This window comes from Allofournierella sp. (genome assembly GCF_017889395.1).
Classification (GTDB): domain Bacteria; phylum Bacillota; class Clostridia; order Oscillospirales; family Ruminococcaceae; genus Allofournierella.
Genome location: NZ_JAGHKE010000086.1, coordinates 1 through 15,346 on the forward strand (window position 1 = coordinate 1; position 15,346 = coordinate 15,346).

Consider the following 15,346-nt stretch of genomic DNA (forward strand, 5'->3'; position numbering starts at 1 on the left):
CCGCTGAAAATTGCTCTGATCAGCCTGCTGACCCTGGTGGCCGTGGTCTGTGTGGGCCTGTTCGGCCTGTATCAGTGGGTGGTGCGCAGCATAAGCCCCGAAGGCGGCGCCCCCACCATCAATGAGCTGATCAACACCCCCAGCGAGTATAAGGGCGATGTGGTGAATATTCTGGTCTGCGGCATCGACAAGGATGAGACCCGCAACTACGGCGGTGATTCCAGCTCCAACGACGGCATGACCGACATGATCATGTATGTGAACTTCAATGTGAAGGAAAAGAAGATCAACATGCTCCAGATCCCCCGGGACACCTATCCCGGCGAGGAGTACAATCACGGCAACACCGGCAAGATCAACGCGGTGGCCCTGCGCAACGAGGGCGGCATCACCGATCTGGCAAAGCTCATCAGCGAGCAGTACAAGCTGCCCATCGACTATTATGTGACCATCGATATGCAGTCTTTGAAGGAGATCGTGGATCACTTCGGCGGCATCGAGGTGTACATCCCTCAGGATATGTCCTATAAGGGCAGCACTCTGGAGCAGGGCTACCGCAACCTGGACGGCGAGGCCGCCGAGTTTTTCGTGCGCAACCGCAACTACGCCCAGGCGGACATCGCCCGCCTGGATATGCAGCGCTACTTCTATCAGGGCCTGTTCGCTCGCATCCGCACCGCAAATGTGTGGGACATTGCCAAGCTGACTCCGGTGACGCTCAAGTACATCACCACCGATATTCCCGGCGATGTGCTGGTCAGCCTGGGCGTGAGCTTCCTACAGGTGGACAGTTCTAATATCATGATGTGCAAGTTGCCCACCTACTCCGCCGCCCAGCGCTACAACAAACAGACCCATTTGATCTGCGACGTGGCCAAGACCACCGACCTGCTCAACCAGTACTTCCGCACCTACGGGGAACCTGTGTATGAGTTGAACGTCCCCACCTTGGCCACCGTGGGCGAGTCCACCGACCCCAACGTGCAGTATATGGGCCAATTGGATACCGAGGCCGAGGGCGCACAGGCCGGCGGCTGAGTCCCGCAACATCAAGAACAGCAGCCGGCGACAGACCGGCGAAAGGAGAAACAATAAATGGAAAGCTTGCAGCTTGCGACCAGCATCGCGAAAGTGCTGGACACCAAAAAAGCCGCGAATGTGAAGGTACTGAAGGTGCGGGATCTGACCGTGCTCACCGATTACTTTGTGATCGCCAACGGTACCTCCACCACCCACGTGAAGAGCCTGGCCGAGGAAGTGGAGTTCCAGCTGGAGCAGCAGGGCGTGAAGGCTCTGCGCACCGAGGGCTACGACGCCAAGAACTGGATTCTCCTGGACTACGGCACTGTGATTGTTCACGTGTTCTATCCCCAGGCCCGGGAGTTCTATGACCTGGAGCACCTGTGGGCGGATGCTGAGGAGTGCGACATCCAGTTCGACGCACCCGCCGAGGGCGGCGCAAACGAATAAATCAAACGGAACGCCGCCCTGTGTGCAAGCATGGGGCGGCCATGAGCCAGTTTTCCACAGCGGGACAAGCCCGCGGTGGAAAACTGGCTGTCGCCGTTTTATTTTAACGGCGCGGCCGCATCCTTCCGGGGCAAAACGCGGAGTGATGCGGCAGTGCCGTAAGGGGCAAAACGCTCAAATTTTGGTTGGAGTTGATAAAGGTGAAATACGATTTCAAAGCCATTGAGAAAAAATGGCAGAAAGTCTGGGCGGACGAAAAGACCTTCGCCGCCAAGATCGACCACACGAAACCCAAGTTCTACGCTCTGGTAGAGTTCCCGTACCCCAGCGGCCAGGGCCTGCACGTGGGCCATCCCCGCAGCTACACCGCGCTGGACATCGTGGCCCGCAAAAAGCGGCTGGCTGGCTACAATGTGCTGTACCCCATGGGCTGGGATGCCTTCGGCCTGCCCACCGAGAACTTCGCCATGAAGAACCACATCCATCCCGAGATCGTGACCAAGAACAACGTGGCCCGCTTCAAGAGCCAGCTGCAGGCGCTGGGCCTGTCCTTCGACTGGGACCGTGAGATCAACACCACCGATCCCAGCTACTACAAGTGGACCCAGTGGATCTTCCTGCAGCTGTACAAGCACGGTCTGGCCTACAAGAAGGAAATGAGCGTGAACTGGTGCACCAGCTGTAAGGTGGTGCTGGCCAACGAAGAAGTGGTGAACGGCTGCTGCGAGCGCTGCGGCGGCGAGGTGGTCCACAAGGTGAAGAGCCAGTGGATGCTGAAGATCACCGCCTATGCCGACCGCCTGATCGACGATCTGGATGGCCTGGATTTCATCGAGCGCGTGGCCACCCAGCAGAAGAACTGGATCGGCCGCTCCACCGGCGCCGAGGTGAACTTCACCACCACCACCGGCGACACCCTGACCGTGTACACCACCCGCTGCGACACCCTGTTCGGCGCCACCTACATGGTGGTCAGCCCCGAGCATGCCCTGGTGAACCAGTGGCTGGAGAACGGCACCATCCAGAATGCCGAGGCCGTGCGCGCCTACCAGGCGGAGGCCGCCCGCAAGAGCGACTTCGAGCGCACCGAGCTGAACAAGGAAAAGACCGGCGTGAAGCTGGAGGGCGTGATGGGCATCAACCCGGTGAACGGCAAGGAGATCCCCATCTTCATCTCCGACTACGTGCTGGCCACCTACGGCACCGGCGCCATCATGGCGGTGCCCGCCCACGACACCCGCGACTACGAGTTCGCCAAGGTGTTCGGCCTGCCCATCGTCGAGGTGGTCAAGGGCCAGGGCGAGAGCCATCTGGACAAGGAGGCCTTCACCGATGTTGCCACCGGCACTCTGGTGAACAGCGGCTTCCTGGACGGCCTGAGCGTGGAAGACGCCAAGAAAAAGATGATCGAGTGGCTGGAGAGCGAGGGCAAGGGCCACGCCAAGGTGAACTTCAAGCTGCGTGACTGGGTGTTCAGCCGCCAGCGCTACTGGGGCGAGCCCATCCCCATGGTTCACTGTGAGAAGTGCGGCTGGCAGCCCATTCCCGAGAGCGAGCTGCCCCTGAAGCTGCCCGAGATCAGCGACTTCGAGCCCGGCGAGGGCGGCGAGAGCCCGCTGGCCCGCCACACCGAGTGGGTCAACACCACCTGCCCCTGCTGCGGCGGCCCCGCCAAGCGCGAGACCGACACCATGCCTCAGTGGGCCGGTTCCTCCTGGTACTTCCTGCGTTATATGGACCCCCACTGCGACACCGCTCCCGTGAGCAAAGAGGCCGTGGAATACTGGGGCCCTGTGGACTGGTACAACGGCGGCATGGAGCACACCACCCTGCACCTGCTGTACAGCCGCTTCTGGCATAAGTTCCTGTACGACATCGGTGTGGTTCCCACCAAGGAGCCCTACGCCAAACGCACCAGCCACGGCATGATCCTGGGCGAGAACGGCGAGAAGATGTCCAAGAGCCGCGGCAACGTGATCAACCCGGATGACGTGGTGGCCGAGTACGGCGCCGACACCCTGCGTCTGTACGAGATGTTCATCGGCGACTTCGAGAAGGCCGCTCCCTGGTCCACCAAGGGCATCAAAGGCTGCAAGCGCTTCCTGGATCGTCTGTGGGGCCTGGGCGAGATGATCGTTCCCGGCGAGGGCTACCGTCCCGAGCTGGAGACCGCCTTCCACAAGACCATCAAGAAGGTGGGCGAGGACATCGAGGTGCTCAAGCACAACACTGCCATCGCCTCCATGATGAGCCTGCTGAACGACCTGTACGCCGCCGGCGGCGTTACCAAGGACGAGCTGCGCAGCCTGCTGATTCTGGTCAACCCCTTCGCTCCCCACATCACCGAGGAGATGTGGCAGCAGCAGGGCTTTGAGGGCCAGATCGCTCACGCCCAGTGGCCTGCCTACGACGAGGCCAAGTGCGTGGAAAGCACCGTGGAGGTGCTGGTGCAGCTGAACGGCAAGCCCAAGGCCCGCCTGAACCTGGCCTCCGGCCTGGATAAGGACGCCACCCTGGCTGCCGTGAAGGCGGATGCCTCCGTGGCTGCTCTGCTGGAGGGCAAGACCATCGTGAAGGAGATCGCCGTGCCCGGCAAGCTGGTCAACCTGGTGGTCAAATAAGCAAAGCTGTTGACGATTTGCAACCCGAGGACCAAAACCTGGTCCTCAATTGCAGAAAGTTTTGAATTTGCACAAGATTTTAGTTGACAGAACTAACTGTGGCATAGTATAATCGATATGTTGAATACCCTCATTTGGGGCTATACAACGAAACTCCTGCCTCAGGTCCAAGGGAGGGAAAAATAGATGTCGGAAATTCGTGTCAAGGACAACGAGTCGCTGGAGAGCGCGCTGCGTCGTTTTAAGCGTTCTTGCGCCCGCAGCGGTGTGCTTGCCGAGGTTCGCAAGCGTGAAGCTTACGAGAAGCCCTCTGTGCGCCGCAAGAAGAAGTCCGAAGCTGCCCGCAAGCGCAAGTTTAAGTAATTGCGGTTAGCCGGAACAAAGGCTGAAATGCGTGCAAACGCCCGAGCGGGTCCCCTGGGGGCCCGCTCATTTTTTTGTTGATTTTTCCGGGGCATCGGCCCCGCTTTTATGGGAGAAGCGCTATGTTCATCACACCGGAGTATCTTTTTTCCGGCGCGGCGGCCATCACGCCGGAATTTCTGGCCCGGGCCCGCAAGAAGTTCGGGGTGCCCCGGCGGCAGATGGCCATCGTGGGCGACCAGCTGTTCACCGACCGGCTGGCCGGAACGCTGTACGGTATCCCGGCTTTGGTGGTGCAGCCCATGTATGAGGATTTCAAAAAGGGCATTCGCTTCAAGCGCAGGCTGGAAAAGCCCTTTCTGGCCCGCTATTTCAAAAAGGGAGGGAAGCTTCTGTGAGCATCTTATTCGGAACCGCCGGCACAAGCCAGAGCTTTGCCGAGCAGGGCTATAAAAACAGCGTGCAGGTGCCGGAATATACCGCAAAAATGGGCCTGGACGCCTTTGAGTATCAGTGCGGCCGGGGCGTGCGCATCAAGGAGGAGCTTGCCTCCAAGATCCGCGCCCAGGCGGCGGTGCACGGCATCTACTTCAGCCTGCACGCGCCCTATTACATCTCCATGAGCAGTCTGGAGGAGGAAAAGCGCCTGAACAGTGTGGACTACATCCTGCAAAGCGCGGCGGCCATCCGGGCGCTGGGCGGTCAGCGGGTGATCTTCCACTCCGGCAGCTGCGGCAAGCAGAGCCGGGAAGCCGCCCTGGAAAAGGCGCTGGACACCATGCACCGCATCGTGGCAGCAGTGGACGAAGCCGGTTTCTCCGACATCGTGCTCTGCCCCGAGACTATGGGCAAGGTGGGCCAGCTGGGCACGCTGGATGAGGTGCTGGCCCTGTGCGGGGTGGACAAACGCATCACCCCCTGCATCGACTTCGGCCACCTGAACGCCCGGGACCAGGGCTCCATCAAGACCAAGGCGGACTATGCCGCCATTCTGGACCGGATGGGCGAGGTGCTGGGCGACGAGCGGGCCAGCAAATTCCATGTGCACTTCAGCAAGATCGAATACACCACCGGCGGCGAAAAGCAGCACCTGACCTTCGCCGATACCGTTTACGGACCGGAGTTCGAGCCGCTGCTGGAGCTGTGCTATGAGCGGGGGCTCTCGCCGGTGATCATCTGCGAGTCCGCCGGTACCCAGGCGGAGGACGCTGCCGCCATGAAGCGGTATTACCAGAGCCTGGTCCGGTAACCGCCGGGCCCCTGAAAAGGGCAAGAAAGGGCTTGAAAAATAGCCGTTTCTGGGGTAGAATAATAACAGATATGTCAGTGAATGCCCGCGCCGCATCGCTACTGCTCAACCGCAGCAGCCAGGCCGCGGCGCTGGCAGTGCAAGGCCGGTTTGGCCGGGCCAGAATAAATTTTAATTGGAGGATCCTTTATGATTTCTGCAGGCGATTTTCGCAATGGCGTAACTTTTGAAGAGAACGGCAACGTGCTCCAGGTTGTGGAGTTCCAGCATGTTAAGCCCGGTAAGGGCGCTGCCTTCGTGCGCACCAAGACCAAGAACGTGATCACCGGTGCCGTGACCGAGAAGAGCTACAACCCCAGCGATAAGTTCCCCACCGCCTTCATCGAGCGCCGTGAGATGCAGTACCTGTACGAGGACGGCGGCCTGTACTACTTCATGGACACCGAGACCTACGAGCAGATCCCCCTGAACGAGCATGATCTGTCCGACGCCTTCAAGTTCGTGAAGGAGAACGAGATGGTTAAGATCCTGAGCTACAAGGGCAACGTGTTCGGCCTGGAGGCTCCCAACTTTGTTGTGCTGCAGGTCACCGAGACCGAGCCCGGCTTCAAGGGCAACACCGCCACCAACACCCTGAAGCCCGCCAAGCTGGAGACCGGCGCTGAGATTCGCGTACCTCTGTTCATCAACGAGGGCGACATGATCCGTGTGGACACCCGCACCGGCGAGTACATGGAGCGCGCCTGATTCAAGGCTTGATTCCGGAACGCATTCACCTGGGCGGCGGCTTTGCCGCCGCCCAGGTTTTGTTTTATCCAGTGTGAGCGCCACGCTGCCGGTTTTCGGCAGTGAAGGCGTGGTCATAAAAATGTTTGATACTTCTTCAAAGGAGGAATGAACAATGGAACTGAAAGAGCGTGCTGCATACCTGAAGGGCCTGATGGAGGGTCTGGAGATCGGCGACAGCAAGGAAGGCAAGGTCCTGAAGGCCATGTACGATCTGCTGGAGGATCTGTGCGACACCGTGGCGGACATGGACGATGACCTGGATCAGGTCTACGACGAGCTGGATGCCATGGACGAGGATATGGACGACCTGGAAGAAGCCGTGTTCGGCGACGACGAGGACGAGGACGACGAAGAGGAAGACGACGAGGACGAGGAAGTGGAAGCCGAGTACGAGCTGACCTGCCCCAACTGCGGCGCGGTGACCGTCGTGGACGAGGACACCCTGCTGAACGAGCAGGTTTGCTGCGGCAACTGCGGCGCCGAGTTCGAGATCGAATTCAGCGAGTGCGGTGAGGACTGCGACTGCGAGGAGTGCACCGAGGAGAACGAGTGATTCTCGGCCTCAAACATAAGCAAGAAAGCGGCGGATGGCAATTGCCATCCGCCGCTTTTTGTGCTTACAATGTTTTTTCTCTGTTGAAAAGGTTTGGTCTTACCGAAAGCGGAAAAACGCCGCAAGGGCCATTTACCGGGCGGATTTGACCGTTTCCATGGCCGAGAGCTCCGGCATCACGGTGCAGCGCATGGTGATGTAGCAGGCAAGGCCGCCGATCAGGTTGGAGATGGGCTCGGCCAGAAATACGCCGTTCACCCCAAGCCCGCCCAGATGGGGCAGCAGCAGGGTGAGAGGCACCACAATGATCGCCTTGCGCAGCAGCGAGAAAAAGATGGCCAGCTTCGCCTTGTTCAGCGATTTGAACACGCTCTGGCCGGAGAACTGAAAGGCCATCATCACAAAACCGAAGAAGTAGATGTGCAGCGAGGGCACCGCAGCGGCCAGCAGCTCCGGGTCCTGGTTGAAGATACGGATGAAGGCCTCTGGGAACAGGGAAATCAGGCCCCAGATCAGCAGAGTATAGCCAAAGCCCAGCTGGGTCATGAAGCGGATAGCCGCCCGCACCCGGTCCGCCACCCGGGCCCCGTAGTTGTAGCTGATGACCGGCGAAGCACCGTCAGCAAGGGCCAGCACCGGTGTCTGGGCGATCTGCCGCACCGAGTTGATCACCGTCATTACGCTGATGTACAGATCGCCGCCGAAGGCGCGCAAGGTGGAATTACAGGCCACCTGGACCAGGCTGTCGGTGAAGGACATCACAAAGCTGGAGGTGCCCAGCGCCAGAATGCGTTTGATGATGCCTGCATCCGGCCGAAAGCCCTTGAAAACCAGCCGCAGCTCCGCCTTCGGGCCGGTGAGAAAGACCATCACCCACACCGCCGAAAGCAGCTGAGAAAGCACCGTGGCAATTGCGGCGCCCCGCACACCCAGCCCCAGACCGAAGATCAGGATGGGGTCCAAAATGATGTTGGTCACCGCGCCCAGCAGCACGGTGAGCATGCCGGTGCGGGCAAAGCCCTGGCTGTTGATGTAAGGGTTCATCCCCAGCGAGGTCATTACGAAAACAGTACCCAGCAGGTAAATGGTCATGTACTGGGCTGCGTAGGGGTAGGTGCTGTCGCTGGCGCCGAACAGGTAGAGCAGCGGCTTGTGAAATACAATGCCCACCACTGTGAGCACGAGCCCGCAGACCATCAGCATGAACCAGGCGTTGGCCAGAATGGTCCGGGCGCTGTTCAGGTCCTTCCGGCCCCGGGCAATGGAACACAGCGGCGCGCCGCCCACACCGAACAGGTTGGCGAAGGCGGTGATCAGGGTGATGAGGGGAAAGCACAGCCCAAGTCCGGCCAGCGCCAGCGTGCCCTGACCGGGAATTTTGCCGATGTAGATCCGGTCCACGATATTATACAGAAGGTTCAGGATCTGGGCCACCAGCATGGGCGCCGCCACTGCAAGCACACTCCGGCGCACGTTGGGGCCGGAAAAATCCACCTGGCCACCCCCGGCCGTATGATGAAAATGAAGAAATGCCATCCTGCGATATCTATCCTTTCCTGCTGGGAGTGAGTTTTAAAGAGCAATGGGCAACAAAACAGCGCACTGTTCCGGGTACGGAACAGTGCGCATCGTTTTGCAGTAAATGGTCGTTACTTTTTGGCGGGCGCTTCCTTCAAAGCACGCTCCAGCCACATGGAGCCGATCTCCAGAGCAGTGTAAAGGCCGCTCTTGCTGCTCTGCTTCACCACCCGCTCGGGCAGGGGCTTGGCAGAATCGGTGCTCATGAGGATCACATGAATCTTATCGGCCATCTTCATGCCGTTTTCTTCCTTCTCGGTGAGAATCTGCATAAAAATCACAAAGGGATCAGCCAGGCTGCCGTAGTAGATCTCGTTGCCGCAGCGTACCAAAGGCTTGCCCTTGTAGGTCAGTTTCGGGGTATATGCCATTGTAAAAACCCTCCAGTCGGTTGATATATGTTATTTTTATTATACCATAAACGACTCAGAAACACAACGGCGGGCCGGTTCACAGGTCCAGCTTGCTCCGCTCGATCTTTTCCTCGTTCAGAGCCACCTTCTGGGTCAGGCTTTTCAGCTTGGAATCCATCTGACTGATCCGTACCGACATGTAGAACTGCTTGATGAGCAGCAAAAAGATAATGGCCAGATACACCACGTTGATCTCGCTCACAAAGCCGAATTTGCGGGCCACCCAGGTGGTGATCTCCGGGAACAGGCTCAAAAGCAAGAGGCAGGCGGAAAACAGCAGCCAGAAGATGGAGTCCTCGATCTGGACCTTTGCCTGACGGACCCGGCGAAGAATGAACAGGGTGGTGCACAGGCTGCCGCAGATCAGAAGCGCGCGCAGCGCAAGGGGAAGCAATGGGGACATGGCGTTCAGTCTCTCCTTTCCGGGTAATAGAAGGTAACGGGCTCCCGCTTGCGGAACCACTGGATCAGCAGGATGGAAAGGCCCATCTTGAGCATGTATTCCACCGAGCGGGTAAAATTCAGGTAGCTGGTGCCAGTGAGCCGCTCGCCCATCTGCACCTGGATCTCACGCACCACAGCACCGTTCTTGATCAGGTAGCTGATGGTATCCGGCTCGGGGCCGTAGTTCAGGTTCAGGGCAAATTCCTCCACCATGCGGCGGTTGAACATCCGCATGCCGCTGGTGGGGTCGCAGATGGCCTGGCCGGTGGTCAGTCGGATGGCCCAGCTGATCAGGTAGCTGCCCAGCATGCGCAGGCTCTTGGGCTTTTTCACGGTGAGGAACCGGCTGCCGATCACAATATCGGCCCCGTTTTCCAGCTCCTCCAGCATGGGCTGGATGTATTCCGGCTTGTGCTGGCCGTCCGCGTCGAACTGCAGGGCGCAGTCGTAGCCGTTTTCGGCGGCGTAGCGCAGCCCGGTCTGGAAGGCACCGGCCAGACCCAGGTTCACCGGCAGATCGATCAGCCGGAAGCCGTGCTGGCGGCAGAGCGCGGCGGTGCGGTCGCGGCTGCCGTCGTTCACCACCACATAGTCGTATTGGGGGTAACGGGCTGCCAGCTCGTTCACCACGCGAACAATGTTTCCTTCCTCGTTGTAGGCGGGAATCACGATCAATAGCTTGGACATAAGCGTTCAATTTCCTTTGCAGTCAGGTTGTTATGCCCCGGCAAGCCGCAGAAGCTCGCGGGTCACGGCCTCCCAGGTGAAGTGCTCCTCCAGCCGGGCGGCGGTCTTTCGGGCCGCGGTCACGCCCCATGCGTTATCCGTCAGGCAGCGTTGCAGCGCGGCGGTCAGCGCCTGGGGGTCCACTCCATCCAGCTGGATGCCGTAGCTCTCGTCCGGCAGAAGCTCGTCGCTGCCGCCGGTGCGGGTGGTCAGAATGGGGCAGCTGCAGGCCGCTGCCTCCAGAAAGGTGGTGGGGAAGCCCTCGGCATAGTAGGTGGGCAGACAGTACAGCTGAGCCTGGGCCAGCAGCTGCATGGCCTGGGCATAGGGCACAGCGCCCGCCAGATGGACCTTCGGCGGGCAGTTTTCCCGCAGTCTGGCCAGCAGCGGACCGTCACCCGCCACCACCAGGCTGCACCCGGGCAGGTCGGCATGGGCAAAGGCCTCGATCAGCTCGGCCACACCCTTTTCCGGAATCACCCGGCCCAGAAAGACCACCAGCTTTTCGTCGGCGGGAAGGCCCAGCCGGGCCCGCCAGTCCACCGCGTCCGCAGCATGGGCCAGCGCCCGAACCTCAGCGGGGTCCACCGCGTTGTACAGCTGGCCGGCAGGCTTGATGCCGAAATGCTCCAGCCAGCGGCACACCGCCCGGCTCACACCGAAAAAGCGGGGTCGGCAGGCCTTCAGCCAGACCGCCGCCAGATGCTCATAGCAGGCCCCCGCTGCGTTCAGCAGCGAATTGCCCATGGGAAGATGGCCGGTGGAATGGTCCACCACAATGGCGGGAATGCCCCGCTTTCTGCACTGGCGGGCAGCGTACAGGCTGCTGATGTAAAAGCGGGTGTTGATGACGCAGAAGCCGATGGGCTCGGCCCACAGCCGCTTTGTCAGCGTCCGGAATGCCCGCCCCGGTTTCAGCACCGGAAAGCGGCCGTTCATCAGCGGCCAGACTGGCAGACGGTAGATGCGGATGCCGTGCTCGTCGGTCTCAAACTCCGGCAGGCCGGGCAGGGCACTGGTCACCACGATGGCGCTGTGTCCCGCGGCCACCACCCGACGGGCCAGGTTGAAGGTGTACCGCTCCACCCCGCCCACGGTGGGCAGGTACTGGGCGGAGAAAAAACAGATGGTCACGAAGCGAACCTCCCGTGCACGGCGGGCGTTACGCCCCGCGCTTTTTGTAAACGAACTCCCGCTGGATCTGGAAGCTGATGAAGAACAGGAACACGTCCACGCAGATCTTGATCACCAGCTCGGAGAAGCCGCCGGTCAAGGCGTACAGCAGGCTGACCAGCCCGGCGGAGCAGGCCATCTGCACCACAGCCAGCACAAAGTATTTGCCGGCGGCCATGCCGTGGTGCTCCCGGCTTTTGAACACCAGCTTGTAGTTCAGCAGGTAGTTGTAGGTGGCCGAGATCACCCGGGCAAACACAGTGGCCAGGGTGATGTACAGGGTTCCCTCCACAAAGGGATTCAGCAGCATGCAGAACAGGCTGAACAGCACCAGGTCCACCACGCTGGAGGACAGGGAGGAGAATAAAAACTTGCCGAACACCGCGTAGATGCGGGCGGAATCCCGCAGGGGATTGAAATGGCTGGTCTTGTTTTCCTCGATGTAAACCGTCTCGATGGGCACTTCCACAATGGGCACCCCGGCATCCTTGGTGTCGATGAGCATGTTGGATTCAAACTCGAACCGCTCGCCGCCGGAATGCATCAGGATCTTCATGAAGGAGGTGGGGATGGCCCGCAGGCCGGTCTGGGTGTCGGTGATGGAAAGGCCCACCAGCGCCTTGAACACAAAGCGGGTGCATTTGTTGCCGAAGCTGGAGCGCAGCGGCACATCCTTCTCGTCGAAGTCGCGGCAGCCCAGGATCAGGGCGTCCGGCCGCTCGGTGAGGGCCTTCATCACCTTCAGGATGCACTCGGGGGTATGTTGGCCGTCGGAATCGGCGGTCACGCAGCCGGGGGCGTCCGGCCAGGTGTTCAGGCAGTAGTTGAAGGCGGTCTTGAGCGCGCGCCCCTTGCCCAGATTCACCGCATGGCGCAGCACTGGGCAGCCCCAGCGCTGCTGGGCTTCTTCAAAGAAATGGGCGTAGGCGGGGCCGCTGCCGTCGTCCACCAGAACGATGTTCTGAATGCCCGCCGCGTGCAGCTGCTCCAGCAGGCGGGGCAGCTTTTCATCCGGCTCCAGCGAGGGGATGATCAGAGGAATTTGCTTGTAATCCATAAAATATCGTACTCCTTAACGGATGGCGTATGGCCGTTTACCGGGCCAGAATGGAAAGAAAAGCATTGAGAAGGACCAGAAGGTCCACAAGAGTCACCGCGTAGATCAGGCCGCGGGTGCAGTCGGTCTGCAGCAGCAGCAGCTTGGGCCGGGCCAGCAACAGCAGGCACAGCACCGGCAGGAAATAGCGGCCCTGCAGCCCGTAGATGGTGGTGTAATAGGTGGGGGTCCAGGAGATGCAGCCCAGCACCGCCAGACCGCAGCAGGCAAGCCCGATCAGCAGGCAGAGGGCCTTGGCCCACACCGGCAGCTCAAAGCCGGGCTGCAGCCAGGCCAGAGCCAGCAGGATCATCAAAGCGGCCACCCAGGTCCAGGCGATCTGTACGCCCGGGTCAAAGTAGCTCAGGGTACCGCCGATCAGGGTCTTCACGTAATGGTCGCCGTTTTCCACCACCGAGCGGATGGCCAGCTCCAGGGTATCCAGCGGATGAGAGAGGATATAGGGCAGGGTGTAACAGACGCTGTCGTCCTGCACCGGAGCCTCTTCGGAGGGTTGAGCAGCGGGCTCTTCACTGGTTTGCACCGCGGAAGAGGTGCTTTCCGGCGTGCTCTGGGCCGGCTCGGCAGTGCTTTCCGCTGTCACAGTCACTTCAGAAGAAACGCTGGTGGAGGCCGCGCCCGCTGCCACCTGAGTGTTGCCGCTCATAAAGTCGTTCAGAATCACCTGACCGCCTGCGTTAAAGAAGAAGCACACCAGGCACAGGGCCAGGAATCCGCCCTTGACCGCCTTGGAATAGTGGCCCAGCCGGGCGGCAGGGATCAGAAAGACCAGCAGTGCCAGCGGGAAATATACGATCTTGGAGGGCACGATCAGCAGCCCGGCCAGCGCGGGAAGGATCAATTGCTTCCAGCCGAGCTTCTCCCGGGGGCCGAAGGCCAGGTCCAGCACCAGTGCCGCGAACAACAGGCAGAGTGCCAGCAGATTGGAGTCCCGGCTGTAGGAGGCGGCCAGATGCAGCGTCATTGGCAGCAGGGCCACCGCGGCGAACACCGCCTTGGCCACCGGGGTCCGCTTCACCGCCCAGGCCGAAAGAAACGCGAAGAATACAAGGTTTGTGAGCCTGCCAAGGAACAGGGTGGGGATGAAGCCCAGCCGCAGCAAAAAGCCCGCCAGCACCCCGAGGGCGCTGATCCAGTACATGGTGTAGCTGGAATCCACCTGATACTCGTCGTAGTCCTGGGTGTGGGTAAAGGGGTCGGAGTTGGTGGTAAGCAGATTCTTGGCAATGTGCTGCCAGGTGAATACCGTGGTCTCGCCGTCCTGCACGATCACATCCACATCCGAGGGGCGGCGCAGGCTGCTGTGAATCTGGCTCTGGGCCACCGGCAGATAGGGATTGTAGATGGTGGAGGCCAGAGTGAAGCTCTGGTTGATGTGGAACTGCTCATCCGGCGCGGAGTAGGGGGGCAGCACCATGCTGAACAGAATGCCCAGCGCCAGCACAAAGCAGAAGACCATCCGGTGCAGAGGGCATTTCTGCCCGGTGAACAGCCACCATCCGGCCCCGATGAGGATCAGCACCAGCAGGGCAATGACCCAGTAGAACTTGGTCACGAAGCCGCCGATCTGGGCATAGACGCCCAGAATGGCCAGCATGCCCTCGGTGGGCTGGCCGTTCACGGTCAGCCCCAGGCCCGCCCCGTTGGGGGTGGGGGTGTAGCCGATGAGCAGTCGCCCCTCGCCGATGTAGTGGGCCGTCAGGCTCACCCGGTAGTGGTGCTCGCCCGCCTCGGTCAGCTCCACCGGCCGGGAAAGCCCCAGCGTGGTGTAGTAGGCCTCGGTGGTGTCCAGAATGTTGCTCATGTCGCCCTCGCTGGTGGCCAGCACCTCGCCGGTATCCAGGTCGGTGAGGGTGAGCTCCAGCACGCCTGCGGGGCCCTCATCGCCCGCCTTCTGTACCTTGAAGGCAAAGCCGATGTAAAGCAGGTCCCGGTCACAGACAAAGTCCTGAGTCACGGTGTCGTCAATGAGGGCGAATTCGCTGAACTGGTCGTTGATCATCCAGCTGCGGCTCTTTTCGCCGTTGCCCCGCACATGGGTGAGCCAGACGCAGGCAAAGATGAAAAAGGCCACAGCCAGCAGCACCGCGCCGCCCAAAAGGCGGCGGTGGCGCTTGATTTGGGTGAGAAGTTTTTCCATGGGGAAACCCTTTCCGGTTGAATTATTTACCCGCCTGGCCATAGTAGGCGCCCGGGCCGTGCTTGCGCAGGTAGTGCTTGTCCAGCAGGTAGCCGTCCACCGGCTGCGCGCCCAGCGCAAGGCTGTGGTAGGCCATCATGGCCACCTCCTCCAGAATGATGGCGTGCTCCACTGCGTCGGCGGCATCCCTGCCCCAGGTGAAGGGGCCGTGGGCCTTGACCAGCCCGGCGGGGATGGATTCGTAGCAGTCCGCGCAGGCGGCGGCCAGCACCAGACCGGTGCTGGTCTCGTAGTCGCCCTCAATCTGCTCTTTGGTCAGGGCAGGGGCACAGGGCACCGGGCCGTAGAAGGTGTCGGCATGGGTGGTGCCGAGAGCCGGGATCTCCCGCCCGGCCTGGGCGAAGATGGTGGCCCACCGGCTGTGGGTGTGGACCACGCCGCCGATGTTGGGAAAAGCCCGATACAGCTCCAGATGGGTTTTGGTGTCGGACGAGGGGCGCAGTTCGCCCTCCGCCACGCTTCCGTCCGAAAGACGCACCACCACCATATCCTCCGGGCGCAGGGTATTATAATCCACGCCGGAGGGCTTGATGGCGAAGACACCGGCCTGGCGGTCCACCTGGCTGGCGTTGCCCCAGGTGGCAAGGCAGAGGTTTGCCTTGGGCAGGGCCAGATTGGCGGCCCAGACCGCCTGCTTCAATGCTTCATAC

The 15,346-nt window shown here is 60.8% G+C and carries 16 protein-coding genes; 8 read left to right on the forward strand and 8 right to left on the reverse strand.

The window, feature by feature from the left end; genetic code table 11:
• From J7G73_RS10825 to J7G73_RS10860, 8 genes are all read left to right on the forward strand, one after another.
• Positions 1–1,038 (forward strand): LCP family protein (locus J7G73_RS10825; protein ID WP_291246262.1); only part of this gene is annotated, 1,038 nt, incomplete at its 5' end.
• Between the two features lie 57 nt (positions 1,039–1,095).
• Positions 1,096–1,470, forward strand: coding sequence for a ribosome silencing factor (rsfS, locus tag J7G73_RS10830; RefSeq protein ID WP_087183484.1), 375 nt, complete (start codon positions 1,096–1,098; stop codon positions 1,468–1,470).
• A 200-nt stretch (positions 1,471–1,670) separates the two neighbouring features.
• Entirely contained in the window at positions 1,671–4,091 is a 2,421-nt protein-coding gene (leuS, locus tag J7G73_RS10835) for a leucine--tRNA ligase (RefSeq protein WP_291246263.1), read from the forward strand.
• Positions 4,092–4,277: 186 nt separating this feature from the next.
• Positions 4,278–4,454, forward strand: a complete 177-nt coding sequence (gene rpsU, locus J7G73_RS10840; RefSeq protein WP_058963227.1) for a 30S ribosomal protein S21 — start codon at positions 4,278–4,280, stop codon at positions 4,452–4,454.
• Between the two features lie 122 nt (positions 4,455–4,576).
• Positions 4,577–4,852 carry an HAD hydrolase-like protein gene (locus tag J7G73_RS10845; protein WP_291246264.1) on the forward strand — a complete coding sequence of 92 codons (276 nt, stop codon included), beginning with the start codon at positions 4,577–4,579 and terminating at the stop codon, positions 4,850–4,852.
• The gene (locus J7G73_RS10850; RefSeq protein ID WP_087292628.1) at positions 4,849–5,703 is read left to right on the forward strand and encodes a TIM barrel protein; all 855 of its coding nucleotides are present in this window, start codon (positions 4,849–4,851) and stop codon (positions 5,701–5,703) included. Before J7G73_RS10845 ends, J7G73_RS10850 begins: the two co-directional genes overlap by 4 nt.
• Before the next feature lie 189 nt (positions 5,704–5,892).
• The gene (gene efp, locus J7G73_RS10855) at positions 5,893–6,450 is read left to right on the forward strand and encodes an elongation factor P (protein WP_087292625.1); all 558 of its coding nucleotides are present in this window, start codon (positions 5,893–5,895) and stop codon (positions 6,448–6,450) included.
• Between the two features lie 154 nt (positions 6,451–6,604).
• Complete coding sequence (locus J7G73_RS10860; RefSeq protein WP_143424666.1) at positions 6,605–7,045, forward strand: CD1247 N-terminal domain-containing protein; 441 nt, start codon at positions 6,605–6,607, stop codon at positions 7,043–7,045.
• A gap of 132 nt (positions 7,046–7,177) precedes the next feature.
• Here J7G73_RS10860 and J7G73_RS10865 read toward each other — a convergent pair whose 3' ends face one another.
• The 8 genes from J7G73_RS10865 to araD all read right to left on the reverse strand — a co-directional run.
• Positions 7,178–8,581: an MATE family efflux transporter gene (locus J7G73_RS10865; RefSeq protein ID WP_291246265.1), complete on the reverse strand. Its 1,404-nt coding sequence runs from the start codon at positions 8,579–8,581 to the stop codon at positions 7,178–7,180.
• Positions 8,582–8,694: 113 nt separating this feature from the next.
• Positions 8,695–8,994, reverse strand: coding sequence for a hypothetical protein (locus J7G73_RS10870; protein WP_087292619.1), 300 nt, complete (start codon positions 8,992–8,994; stop codon positions 8,695–8,697).
• Between the two features lie 79 nt (positions 8,995–9,073).
• Complete coding sequence (locus J7G73_RS10875) at positions 9,074–9,439, reverse strand: DUF2304 domain-containing protein (protein ID WP_087292616.1); 366 nt, start codon at positions 9,437–9,439, stop codon at positions 9,074–9,076.
• A gap of 5 nt (positions 9,440–9,444) precedes the next feature.
• Positions 9,445–10,167: a glycosyltransferase family 2 protein gene (locus J7G73_RS10880; RefSeq protein WP_087292613.1), complete on the reverse strand. Its 723-nt coding sequence runs from the start codon at positions 10,165–10,167 to the stop codon at positions 9,445–9,447.
• A 30-nt stretch (positions 10,168–10,197) separates the two neighbouring features.
• Positions 10,198–11,340, reverse strand: a complete 1,143-nt coding sequence (locus J7G73_RS10885) for a glycosyltransferase family 4 protein (RefSeq protein WP_291246266.1) — start codon at positions 11,338–11,340, stop codon at positions 10,198–10,200.
• A gap of 28 nt (positions 11,341–11,368) precedes the next feature.
• Positions 11,369–12,436: a bifunctional glycosyltransferase family 2/GtrA family protein gene (locus tag J7G73_RS10890; RefSeq protein WP_291246267.1), complete on the reverse strand. Its 1,068-nt coding sequence runs from the start codon at positions 12,434–12,436 to the stop codon at positions 11,369–11,371.
• 37 nt (positions 12,437–12,473) lie between these two features.
• Complete coding sequence (locus J7G73_RS10895; protein ID WP_291246268.1) at positions 12,474–14,636, reverse strand: DUF2142 domain-containing protein; 2,163 nt, start codon at positions 14,634–14,636, stop codon at positions 12,474–12,476.
• A gap of 22 nt (positions 14,637–14,658) precedes the next feature.
• A partial coding sequence (araD, locus tag J7G73_RS10900) for an L-ribulose-5-phosphate 4-epimerase AraD (RefSeq protein ID WP_291246269.1) occupies positions 14,659–15,346 on the reverse strand: 688 nt, incomplete at its 5' end.

Bases quoted from the DNA above. Each gene is read 5' to 3' on its own strand.
- rsfS (WP_087183484.1), top strand. From the start codon at position 1,096: ATGGAAAGCTTGCAGCTTGCGACCAGCATCGCGAAAGTGCTGGACACC.
- rpsU (WP_058963227.1), top strand. From the start codon at position 4,278: ATGTCGGAAATTCGTGTCAAGGACAACGAGTCGCTGGAGAGCGCGCTG.
- J7G73_RS10845 (WP_291246264.1), top strand. From the start codon at position 4,577: ATGTTCATCACACCGGAGTATCTTTTTTCCGGCGCGGCGGCCATCACG.
- efp (WP_087292625.1), top strand. From the start codon at position 5,893: ATGATTTCTGCAGGCGATTTTCGCAATGGCGTAACTTTTGAAGAGAAC.
- J7G73_RS10860 (WP_143424666.1), top strand. From the start codon at position 6,605: ATGGAACTGAAAGAGCGTGCTGCATACCTGAAGGGCCTGATGGAGGGT.
- J7G73_RS10865 (WP_291246265.1), bottom strand. From the start codon at position 8,581: ATGGCATTTCTTCATTTTCATCATACGGCCGGGGGTGGCCAGGTGGAT.
- J7G73_RS10870 (WP_087292619.1), bottom strand. From the start codon at position 8,994: ATGGCATATACCCCGAAACTGACCTACAAGGGCAAGCCTTTGGTACGC.
- J7G73_RS10875 (WP_087292616.1), bottom strand. From the start codon at position 9,439: ATGTCCCCATTGCTTCCCCTTGCGCTGCGCGCGCTTCTGATCTGCGGC.
- J7G73_RS10880 (WP_087292613.1), bottom strand. From the start codon at position 10,167: ATGTCCAAGCTATTGATCGTGATTCCCGCCTACAACGAGGAAGGAAAC.
- J7G73_RS10890 (WP_291246267.1), bottom strand. From the start codon at position 12,436: ATGGATTACAAGCAAATTCCTCTGATCATCCCCTCGCTGGAGCCGGAT.
- J7G73_RS10895 (WP_291246268.1), bottom strand. From the start codon at position 14,636: ATGGAAAAACTTCTCACCCAAATCAAGCGCCACCGCCGCCTTTTGGGC.